This window comes from Actinopolymorpha sp. B17G11, from assembly GCF_040196095.1.
GTDB lineage: Bacteria > Actinomycetota > Actinomycetes > Propionibacteriales > Actinopolymorphaceae > Thermasporomyces.
The window spans coordinates 53,213-63,608 of record NZ_JBEFTW010000040.1 but is presented as its reverse complement, the minus strand read 5'-3'; the positions used below and the strand labels follow the sequence as shown (position 1 = coordinate 63,608).

At 69.7% G+C, this 10,396-nt stretch carries 9 protein-coding genes; all 9 read left to right on the top strand.

Features of this window, described 5'->3' with window-relative positions; all coding sequences use genetic code 11:
• A partial coding sequence (locus ABN028_RS29860; protein ID WP_349698907.1) for a DUF6049 family protein occupies nucleotides 1-1,022 on the top strand: 1,022 nt, incomplete at its 5' end.
• Nucleotides 1,019-2,704 (top strand): murein biosynthesis integral membrane protein MurJ, encoded by a 1,686-nt coding sequence (gene murJ, locus ABN028_RS29855; protein WP_349698906.1) that lies wholly within the window; start codon nucleotides 1,019-1,021, stop codon nucleotides 2,702-2,704. The genes ABN028_RS29860 and murJ, both read left to right, overlap by 4 nt.
• Before the next feature lie 232 nt (nucleotides 2,705-2,936).
• Nucleotides 2,937-4,685: a protein kinase family protein gene (locus ABN028_RS29850; protein WP_349698905.1), complete on the top strand. Its 1,749-nt coding sequence runs from the start codon at nucleotides 2,937-2,939 to the stop codon at nucleotides 4,683-4,685.
• Complete coding sequence (sigM, locus tag ABN028_RS29845; RefSeq protein ID WP_349330357.1) at nucleotides 4,682-5,434, top strand: RNA polymerase sigma factor SigM; 753 nt, start codon at nucleotides 4,682-4,684, stop codon at nucleotides 5,432-5,434. The genes ABN028_RS29850 and sigM overlap by 4 nt, the downstream gene beginning before the upstream one ends.
• Nucleotides 5,431-6,309 carry an anti-sigma factor family protein gene (locus ABN028_RS29840; RefSeq protein ID WP_349330356.1) on the top strand — a complete coding sequence of 293 codons (879 nt, stop codon included), beginning with the start codon at nucleotides 5,431-5,433 and terminating at the stop codon, nucleotides 6,307-6,309. The genes sigM and ABN028_RS29840 overlap by 4 nt, the downstream gene beginning before the upstream one ends.
• A 128-nt stretch (nucleotides 6,310-6,437) precedes the next feature.
• Nucleotides 6,438-7,424: a thioredoxin-disulfide reductase gene (trxB, locus tag ABN028_RS29835; protein ID WP_349330355.1), complete on the top strand. Its 987-nt coding sequence runs from the start codon at nucleotides 6,438-6,440 to the stop codon at nucleotides 7,422-7,424.
• A 52-nt stretch (nucleotides 7,425-7,476) separates the two neighbouring features.
• Nucleotides 7,477-7,806 (top strand): thioredoxin, encoded by a 330-nt coding sequence (gene trxA / locus ABN028_RS29830; protein WP_349330354.1) that lies wholly within the window; start codon nucleotides 7,477-7,479, stop codon nucleotides 7,804-7,806.
• Between the two features lie 226 nt (nucleotides 7,807-8,032).
• Entirely contained in the window at nucleotides 8,033-9,178 is a 1,146-nt protein-coding gene (locus tag ABN028_RS29825) for an N-acetylmuramoyl-L-alanine amidase (RefSeq protein WP_349698904.1), read from the top strand.
• 148 nt (nucleotides 9,179-9,326) lie between these two features.
• Nucleotides 9,327-10,394 carry a glycerophosphodiester phosphodiesterase family protein gene (locus ABN028_RS29820; RefSeq protein WP_349698903.1) on the top strand — a complete coding sequence of 356 codons (1,068 nt, stop codon included), beginning with the start codon at nucleotides 9,327-9,329 and terminating at the stop codon, nucleotides 10,392-10,394.
• Nucleotides 10,395-10,396: the final 2 nt, after the last annotated feature.

The following is a 10,396-nucleotide window of genomic DNA, read 5'->3' as shown; positions in this document are numbered from 1 at the left end:
CGCCCCCCCCCCCCGCCCCCCCCGCCCGCCCCCCCGTTGTCTATGTTCCGGCGACCACCGAGACCGTCCTCGACCTCCTCGCCGATCCCAAGGAGTCCCGCGCGCGCGTCGACCTCGCGTTCCTGCGCGGCACCTCGATGGCCTGGCGGCAGGAGCCAGAGCAGGCCGCCGAGCTGATCGACGCGATCGACGCCGACCTACGGGAAACGATCACCGACGTGTCGGTGATCCCACCACCTCTGGTGACCTTGTCCAGTCGTACCGGCCGGTTCCCGGTCACCATCGAGAACAAGGGCGACAGCCCGGTCCAGGTCCAGCTCGACGTCCGGTCCACCAGCCCTGACCGGCTCAAGGTCGCCCCGATCGAGCCGGTACGCGTCGACCCGAACCGCAAAGTCACCGTCCGCGTCGACGCCGAGACCTCCGGCGGCGCGCGGTCGGTCCTGATGCAGGTGGGTCTGACCACGACGGCAGGAACGGAGTTCGGGGCCACCGAATCGTTCCCGGTCAACATCCGGGGTTACGGCCAGGTCGGCTGGGTGATCATCTGCGCGGGCCTCGGACTGCTGCTGCTCGGCGCGAGTACCCGGATCTTCCGCCGGGTCCGCGCGGTGGTCACCCGCCGACACGATGCCGACGAGGGTCCAGGCGAGGGTCGAGGCGAGGTCGGCGAGAACGGGGACGAGGAAGGGACGGAGCAGCCGCCCCCCGCCCCGCAGGGCGTTGCGTCATTGCCGGACCTCGAGCTTCCCGACGGCGCGTCGAACGGCCAGATCAGGCTGAACGCGGCACACCAGGACCGGAACCACACCACCGGAGCGGAGCACAGCACCGGAGCGGAGCACCTCGCCGACGCCGGCACTGGCGCCGACAACGGCATCGACACAGGCACTGGCACTGGCCTCGACGCGAGCCGTGGTGCCGACGACGACCGTGACCCGGCCGCCCACCACGGCGTGCGCGCGGGCTCGGAGTCCAACGGCACCGACCCCGACCACGACAGGACGAGAGCGCCGCGGTGAGCGAGGAAACTGTGGCCCCGGCGGACGCGCCGGCCCGCCAGTCGAGTCTGCTTCGCGCCAGCGCCGTCATGGCACTCGGCACCATCGTCTCCCGGCTGACCGGTTTCGTCCGCAGCCTGGTCCTGGTCTGGGCGCTCGGCACCGCGCTGTTCGCCGACACGTTCAACCTCGCGAACGCCCTGCCCAACTCGCTCTACATCCTGGTCGCGGGCGGCGCGCTCAACGCGGTCTTCGTACCCCAGTTGGTCCGCGCGATGAAGAACGACCCGGACGGCGGCCAGGCGTTCGGTCAGCGGCTGCTCACTCTCACCGCGATCGTGCTCGCCGGCATGAGCGTGGTGGCGGTGCTCTTCGCGCCCGCACTTGTCAGCGTCTACGCGAGCGACGACCTGCTGGAGCAGGCCAACCGGCCGTACTTCACCCTCGCCGTCACCTTCGCGTGGTACTGCCTGCCGCAGATCTTCTTCTACGGCCTCTACATCATTTTCGGCCAGATCCTCAACGCCCGTGGACGATTCGGCCCGATGATGTGGTCGCCGATCCTCAACAACCTGATCGCGATCGCGGTCTTCGGCACATTCATCGTCGTCTCCGACGCCGACTCGCCGCAGTCGATCGACGGCGGCGACATCGCGTTGCTCGGCCTCGGTTCGACACTGGGGATCGCGCTGCAGGCGCTGTGTCTCGTTCCCGTCCTCAGGAAGGCCGGGTTCCGGCTCCGTCCTCGCTTCGACTTCCGTGGCGGCGGCGTCGGCAGGTCGGGCAAGCTCGCCGCCTGGACGATCGGGTACGTCCTCATCAACCAGCTGTGGTTCGTCACCGCGACGCGACTCACGACCGGCGTCGGTGCCGAAGCGCTGACCGTTTACGGCGCCGAGCAGGGCTACGGCCTGACGCCGTACCTCAACGCGTACCTCATCCTGATGCTGCCGCACGCCGTGATCACCGTGTCGATCGTGGCGGCCCTGCTTCCCCGGATGAGCCTGGCGGCCGCCGAGAACGATCCGGCGCAGGTGCGTTCGGACCTCTCCCACGGGCTGCGGCTCACGGCCGTCGCCATCATCCCGGCGGCGGTCGCGTTCCTCGCGCTCGGTCCTGACATGACGGTGGCCCTGTTCATGCACGGCCAGGTCGACGAGGCGAGTGCACGGTTCATGGGGTACGTCCTCATGGGCTTCGCGCTCGGCCTGATCGGCTTCTCCAGCCAGCACATCATGCTGCGTGGCTTCTATGCGTACGAGGACACCCGGACGCCGGTCTTCATCCAGATCCTCGTGGTGGCGGCGAGCGCGGCGTGTGCGATCACCGCGTACGCCGTCCTTCCAGTGCAGTGGAAGACGGTCGGCATCGCCGTGTCGTACGGCGTCGGCTACTGGCTCGGCTTCTTCGCCAGTATCGCGGTTCTCCGGCGGCGGATCGGCGGGGCTGACGGCCGTCGCCTGCTGAGTACGTACGCCCGGGCGGGTGCCGCGGCACTGCTCTCGGGGCTGGGGGCGTACGGTGTGGGCCGGCTGGTGTCAGGCGCCCTGGACGGTGGCGCGATCGGGGCGGCGACTGCGGTGCTGGCCGGTGGCACCGTCCTGGCAGGGGGCTATCTTCTGCTGGCACAGGTGTTCCGGGTCCGTGAGATCGCCGAACTCGTCGCGCTGGTCCGTGGTCGCCTCGGCCGTGGCTCTGCCTGAGCCGGCGGCCGTCCCCGGCGGGCGCAGCGGTCCCGGCGGGCGCAGCGGTCACCAGCCGGGGCCCTGTCAGAATCTGCTCCGACACGTCTTTCGTAGGCGGGGTCCGACCGCCGCGAAGGTGCCGGAGAGGTGGAAGTTGCCGTTCCAGCACAAGGACGGCGCTGGCATTAGCATGTAGGCGCAAGCCAACCAAACTGGGGCGCAGCGTCGTCCCCCGGCGGGCAGGAGGGCCGTGCATCCCACTGATGTCGACCCGGGCGTGACGCTCGCTGGCCGCTACCGGGTCGCCGAGCTTCTCGCGGAGACCCCGGGTGATGGCGGCGTGGCCCAGACCTGGCGCGCGGTCGACGAAGTCCTCTCACGTTCGGTAGTGCTGCATGTGCTGGCTGCCGACGACCCCCGTGCCGACCAGCTGCTCGACGCGTCCCGCAAGGCCGCCACGGCTTCGGACGTCCGGTTCCTCCGAGTCCTCGACGCGCTCCGTGACGATGGCGTCGCCTACGTCGTCCGCGAGTGGGTGGCCGGTCGCAGTCTCGGCACCGTCCTGGCGGACGGCCCACTGCCGCCCCACCAGGCCGGGCTGCTGGTCCGCGAGGTCGCGGAGGCGATGGCGCGGGCCCATGACCAGGGCCTGACTCACGAACGCCTCGACCCGGACAGCATCGTCGTCACCGACTCCGGTTCGCTCAAGATCGTGGGTCTTGCGACACAGGCGGCCCTCACCTCCAACGGTGGCGGCGGCGGCGGAGAGGATGAGCCGGGCCGGCTCGACTCCCTCGGCCTCGGTCGGCTTCTCTACGCCGGCCTCACCGCCCGCTGGCCGACCGGTCCACGGTCCGGGCTCAGTGCGGCGCCGAGGGCGGCCGACGGCTCGCTCCTGTCGCCACGGCAGTGCCGGGCCGGCGTCCCCCGTCCACTGGATGAGATCACCGAACGCATCCTCGTCGAGCATCCACGCAGTGGCTCGCCGTTGCAGACGGCGCGGGAGATCGCCACCGCCCTGACCGAGGTCGTCGGCGTGACTCCGATCGAAGGACTGCTACCTCCTGCCGGGGCGTCGGGTGCCGATGCACTCGGTGGAGCGATGGAGCCGCGGCGGTCCCGCTACGCCGACGAGCCGACCCAGGTGGGTGGGCGACCGGTCGACCTCGATCCAGGCGTCCCCAACGGTGCCGTGGCGATGGAGGGCGGCGAGAGCACAGGCGCTTTGCCTGCCGACCGCGGCGGCCCAGCGGGCTACGGCGGTCCCGCTGGATACGGCGGTCGTCGAGACGACGACGCCCACACCGCGTACCGGCCTTCGGGCGCCTACGCGCCCATCCGCCAACATCACGGTTACGCACCCGCCCCACGCCCGGTCAACCCGCGCTGGCGGCGCCTCGCCGGCGTCTTCGTCGGGATCGTCCTGCTCGCCGGCACGGGGCTGCTCGGCTGGCAGCTGATGAGCCAGGCGTTCGGTCCCAGCGACCCAGGCCCGACGTCGACGCCTGGTTCGACGCCGTCCGATGCCAAGTCGCCCGCCAACGTCAAGATTCAGGTCGTTGCCGCGAAGGACTTCGACCCGCCGCCTGGCGGCAACGGCGAGGAGCATCCCGAGGAGATCTCCAACGCCTATGACGGCGACCCGGGAACCTCGTGGACCACGATGTCCTACTTCGACGACCCTCTCACCACGTACAAGCCCGGCGTCGGCATCTGGTTCGACCTCGGCAAGGCCCAGGATCTCGCCTCCATACGCCTCACCCTCGTTCCCGGCGGCACCGACCTCCAACTCCTGGCTGCGCCCAAGGACGCCAGCGGCCCGCCCGCGACCGTGGACGGATGGGACCCCGTGGCGTCGACCAAAGGTGCCGACCGCCAGGTCACGTTGAAGCCCAAGAACGAGGTCAGCACGCGGTACGTACTCGTCTGGATGACACGGCTCCCGCCCGACGGCGGGGAATATCGCGGCGGCATTGCGGAGATCGTCGTCCGCCGATGACCTCGAGCACCCCGAGCCGTCTCCTCGAGGGCAACGACGTGCCCACGGACAAGGAACTGATCGCCCGCCACGTTGCCGGTGACCCCGATGCTTTCGCCGACCTGTTCCGCCGGCATCGCGATCGGCTCTGGGCGGTGGCGCTGCGAACCCTCGGCGATCCGGAGGAGGCCGCCGACGCCCTCCAGGACGCCCTGGTGTCGGCATTCCGCAACGCCGGTCAGTTCCGGGGTGAGTCTGCCGTCACGACCTGGCTGCACCGGGTGGTCGTCAACGCCTGCCTCGACCGGGTACGCCGTCGCGCCGTCCGCGCCGCGGATCCGCTCCCCGAGGACGACCGGGCGGCTGAGCTCGCGGCCGTACGCCCGCCGGATCCCGCCGAACAGCAGGAGCTCCGGATCGACATCATGAGCGCTCTCGACAGCCTGAACGCCGATCAGCGGGCGGCGATCGTGTTGGTCGACATGGAGGGCTACTCCGTCGACGAGGCGGCCTCGATGCTCGACTGCGCGCCGGGCACGATCAAGAGCCGCTGCGCCCGTGGGCGTGCCCGGCTGGTCCCCCTTCTCCTCCATCTGCGGGATGGGCGGGGGCAACGGGACCAGGATCCGGGTTCTTCCGGGAACCCGACCGCGTCATCTGACGTCCAAGGCGTGCCTGGGCCGGGACAGCTACCGGATCCGGGTTGGCCGACGGCTCCCGGAGGACGCCGCCGGCGGACGACGGACCGACACGCAGGGGAGGCGAGGTGACGGTGGGTCCCCATATCCGCAACGACCTCCTCGCCGACTTCCTCGAAGGTCTGCTGACCGATCATGAGGCGGCGCAGGTGCATGCTCACCTGCGGGCCTGCGGATCCTGCCAGGCGGTCGCCGACAGCCTGGGCGAGCTTCGCCTGCTGCTCCACGACGCCGGCACCCGGCCCGCCCCGATGCCCGTTGTCGTCAGTGACCGGCTGGAAGCGGTGATCAGCGCCGAGGCCGCCGCACGGGGTGCGGAGGCTTCAGGAGCCTACGAGCCCGGCTACGTTTCCGACACCGCCACTCCCTCGGGAACCAGCCTCGGACGGGTCAGGCGCATGTCGCGTCCTGGAGCCCGCAGAGCCGAACGAAAGAATCCACGCTGGGTGCCAGCGCTCGCCGCGGCCGCCGGTGTGGCAGCGCTCGCCTTGGGCGGCGGTGCCGTCTACTCCGCCCTCAGTGGCGCCGGAACGCCCACGGCGCAGGAGCCGGGTCCGTCGTCGAGCACTCCGGCACGGAAGGGCGACACCACGGTCGGTTTCCGGGCGGGGACAAAGGCGACACTCTCCGCCGGTAGCTTCGCCGACCAGATAGACGGCCTGCTGGAACGTCGGCGGGCGCCCTCGCCCACGCCGAGCAAGTCGTTCCAGGTCAACAACGATCCCCGCATCGCGCCGCCCGGCGGCGGGACGGACCGCTGCGTCAAGGAGCTGCTCGAGACCGAGAACGCCGGCAAGCTCCTCGCCACGATGCCGGCACAGCTCGACGGCAAGCCGGTCACCCTCGCCCTCACCGAGACCGGCAAGCCCGGAGTCGTCCGTGCGTACGCCATCGCCTGCGGTATGAACGCCAACATTGTCCGTTCCGCGAACATCGCCCCCCGCTGACGAGGGCTCCAAGGTCCCGCCTCGTAGCCACCCGTGGCGCCCTCCCCGTCACGGAATGTCGGGCACCTAGGATCGGTTACCGCAGTGACATCGCTCGAGATTGCCCCGACGAATGCGAGGATCGGTCCGTGACTGACGTCCGCAATGTCATCATCATCGGATCCGGCCCGGCCGGTTACACCGCGGCCCTCTATGCCGGACGTGCCCGGCTCAACCCCCTCGTCTTCGAAGGCTCGGTCGAAGCCGGCGGCGCGCTGATGAACACGACCGACGTGGAGAACTACCCCGGCTTCCCCGACGGGATCATGGGACCCGACATGATGGACGCCTTCCGCAAGCAGGCGGAGCGTTTCGACGCGGAGCTCATCCCCGACGACGTCCAGCGGGTCGATCTCACCGGCGACATCAAGGTGGTCGTCGACAGCTCCGGCACCGAGCACCGCGCGCGGGCAGTCATCCTGGCGATGGGCTCCCGCTACCGCAAGCTCGACATCCCCGGTGAGGACCTGCTGTCCGGCCACGGCGTCTCGTGGTGTGCGACCTGCGACGGGTTCTTCTTCCGCGACCAGGACATCGCGGTGGTCGGCGGCGGCGACTCGGCGATGGAAGAGGCGTTGTTCCTCACGAAGTTCGCCAAGTCCGTCACCGTGATCCACCGGCGCGACGAGCTGCGCGCCAGCAAGATCATGCAGGACCGCGCCTTCGCCAACGACAAGATTTCGTTCGTGTGGAACTCCACCGTGAGCGAGGTCCTCGGCAAGGAGAAGGTCGAGGGCGTACGCCTGACCAACCTGCGTACCGGCGAGGAGTCCACCCTCCCGGTCACGGGACTCTTCGAGGCGATCGGCCACGACCCGCGCAGCGACCTCGTACGCGGCCAGGTGGATCTCGACGACGAGGGCTACGTCAAGGTCGACGCACCGACCACCCGCACCAACCTGCTGGGCGTCTTTGCCGCAGGCGACCTGGTCGACCACACCTACCGTCAGGCGATCACGGCGGCGGGTACGGGTTGCGCCGCGTCGCTGGATGCCGAGCGGTTCCTTGCCGCGCTGGAGGACGTCCCGGAAGTCTCCGCCGCGCAGACCACAGCGCCCACCATGGGGGCGGGATGAAGAAGGCCGTCCTCGGTGTTGTGCTGAGTACGTAAGCGGAGAGGAGAAGCCCGTGGGCGCGATCAAGCCCGTGACCGATCTCGAGTTCGCCACCACTGTCTTGCAGAGCGACAAGCCGGTGGTCGTCGACTTCTGGGCGGAATGGTGTGGTCCGTGCCGGCAGGTCGCGCCGGTTCTCGAGGAACTGGCGACCGAATATGCCGACAAGATCACCTTCGTCAAGCTGAATGTCGACGAAAACCCCCAGACGCCGTTGGAGTACCGCGTCACCGGCATTCCGACGATCAACGTCTATGTCGGCGGCGAAGTCGTGAAGTCGTTGGTAGGCGCTCGGCCAAAGGCGGCGATCAAGGCGGAACTCGCCACCCTCGTCGCAGCCTGAGCACCAACAGCACCTGACCAACCCGCCTGCTGCTCAGCCGCACACCCCAGCCGACGAGCCCGGGCCACCCGCATGGGTGAGCCCGGGCTCGGCATTTCCGTACAGTCTTCTGGGCTTCGCGGCGGCGCGGGGCGAGCGTGGGGAGGTGGCCCAGCTAGCATGGCGTGGGTGATCCGGAAGACCACGACCGGATCTCCGTGCAACGCGACGTCGTTCGGAGGCGCCCATGGCCGAGCATCGATACGGGCTGGGCAACCGCGGTCCCGCGGTGGCTGAGATCCGCTCCAAGCTCACCCAACTGGGCCTGCTGGCCGCCACCCCCGACCAGGATCTCGACCCGGGCGCCGCCGTCTTCGACGAGAGCGTCGACCGGGCCGTACGCCAGTTCCAGCAGCAGCGCGGCCTCACCGCCAACGGGGTGGTCGATGCCGAGACCTATCGCGTGCTCGACGAGGCCCGCTGGCGCCTGGGTGACCGGTTGATGTCCTTCCAGGCCGGGCACCTGCAGATCGGCGACGACGTGGCGACCCTGCAGCAGCGGCTGCTGGAGCTGGGATTCGGCGTCGACCGGGTCGACGGGGTCTACGGTCCATCCACCGAACGTGCCGTCAAGGAGTTCCAACGCAGCGTTGGGGCGCCGCCCGACGGCACCTGCGGCCCCGCGACGTTCAAGGCCCTGGCGCGCCTCTCCCCGATCGTGACCGGCGGACGCGCCGACGCCCTGCGCGAGTCCGAACGCATCCACCGGGCCGGCCCGCAACTTCCAGGCAAGGTCGTCGTCATCGACCCGGGCCACGGCGGTGTCGACCGCGGCTGCTTCTCCCACGGCCTGTCCGAAGCGGAGATCGCATTCGACCTGGCATCCCGGATCGAGGGTCGGCTCGCCGCCACCGGCGTACGGGTCTTCCTCACCCGCGGTCGCGACACCAGCCCTGACGAGGCGGAGCGGGCCAGGTTCGCCAACGAGACCCGCGGCGACCTGGTGGTCTCCCTCCACGTCGACGAGCACCCCAGTCCGGAGGCGGGCGGCGTCGCGACGTACTACTACGGCACGGTGGGCGACGACGACATGCGGTCGACGCTCGGCGAGCGGTTCGCCGGCCTGGTGCAGCGGGAAGTGGTTGCCCGTACGGACCTTCGGGACTGCCGTACGCATGCCAAGACCTGGGATCTGCTCCGCTACACGAAGATGCCGGCCGTGCGCATCGAGCTCGGCTACGTCACCAACGCAGGCGACGCACTCCGGTTGTCCGATCCGGGATTCCGCGACGTCGTCGCCGAGGCCATCGTCGTCGCCGTCCAGCGGGTCTACCTCCCACCGGACATGGACTCACCGACCGGGGTTCTCCAACTCGGCCAGCTCATCCGCTGATCGAGGACACGCCCCCGCCGCGCACCCCTGCACCCTCACCAGGTCACCTGGCCAGCCTTGCCGTTCCGTAGGACAATTCGTTCGCCGTCCGGTATCTCTTTCTCCCGTCGTCGTGCATCGTTTCGCCGCTCGCGGGAGGTTCCTCGACATGAAGTCTTGGCGCACCATCGCGGTCACTGTCGCCGCCACATCGCTCCTGCTCGCCGGACCTGCGTCCGCGGCACCACAGGTCGACGCCGGGCACGGGCGCAAGGCCTTCGACCTGCAGGCGCATCGGGGCGGCCTCGGCCTCGTGGTCGAGAGCACCCTTCCCGCGTTTGCCCACGCACTCGAACTCGGTGTCAGCACCCTCGAGCTCGACATCCAGATCACCGAGGACGGCGAGGCCGTCGTCACCCATGACCGGCGGATCAGCGACCGCAAGTGCCAGGACACGGCGCCGGTGGTGGCGGGCGACCCGGAGTTTCCGTACGTCGGCAAGTACATCAACACGCTCACCCTCGCCCAGGTCAGGACGCTCGACTGCGGGACGCTGACGCTGCCGGAGTTTCCCGGTCAGCAGGCGTTCCCCGGCGAGCGCATGCCGCGCCTTCGGGAGGTGTTCGCGCTCGTCCACCGGTACAGGGCATACGGTGTGACGCTCAACATCGAGACCAAGGTCGAGGCCGGGGCACCCAGCGAGACGGCTCCGCGGGAGCAGTTCGTCCAGGTGGCGGTGAAGGAGATCCGGCGGGCCCGAATGCTCGGCCAGGTGACGATCCAGAGCTTCGACTGGGGCGCCCTCATGCGGATGCGTGAGGTCGAACCCCGGCTACCGATCGTCGCCCTGACCAACCGGGACTTCCTGCAGACCGGGCAGGCCGGAGCGTCACCGTGGCTCGGCGGTCTCGACATCGACGACTTCGGCGGTGACCCGCTGGCGGCGATCGCGTCGTTCGGTGCGGACGCCTTCTCGCCGGTCCACGGCTTCCCTCAGAACGGCAAGGTCACCGACCCTGGCTACGAGCCGTACGTCACCGCCGACATGGTCGCGGCCGCCCATGCACGTGGGATCCAGGTGATCCCCTGGACCGTCGACGACGAACCGACCATGAACAAACTCATCGACGACGGTGTCGACGGGATCATCACCGACTACCCCGACCGGCTGCGGTCGGTGATGACAGAGCGAGGGTTCCGGCTGCCCCGCGCGTACGCTCCCCCACCGGAGAGCTGAGC

Coding starts and splice junctions, on each gene's coding strand:
- sigM (WP_349330357.1), top strand. CDS start 4,682: ATGACCTCGAGCACCCCGAGCCGTCTCCTCGAGGGCAACGACGTGCCC.
- ABN028_RS29825 (WP_349698904.1), top strand. CDS start 8,033: ATGGCCGAGCATCGATACGGGCTGGGCAACCGCGGTCCCGCGGTGGCT.
- ABN028_RS29820 (WP_349698903.1), top strand. CDS start 9,327: ATGAAGTCTTGGCGCACCATCGCGGTCACTGTCGCCGCCACATCGCTC.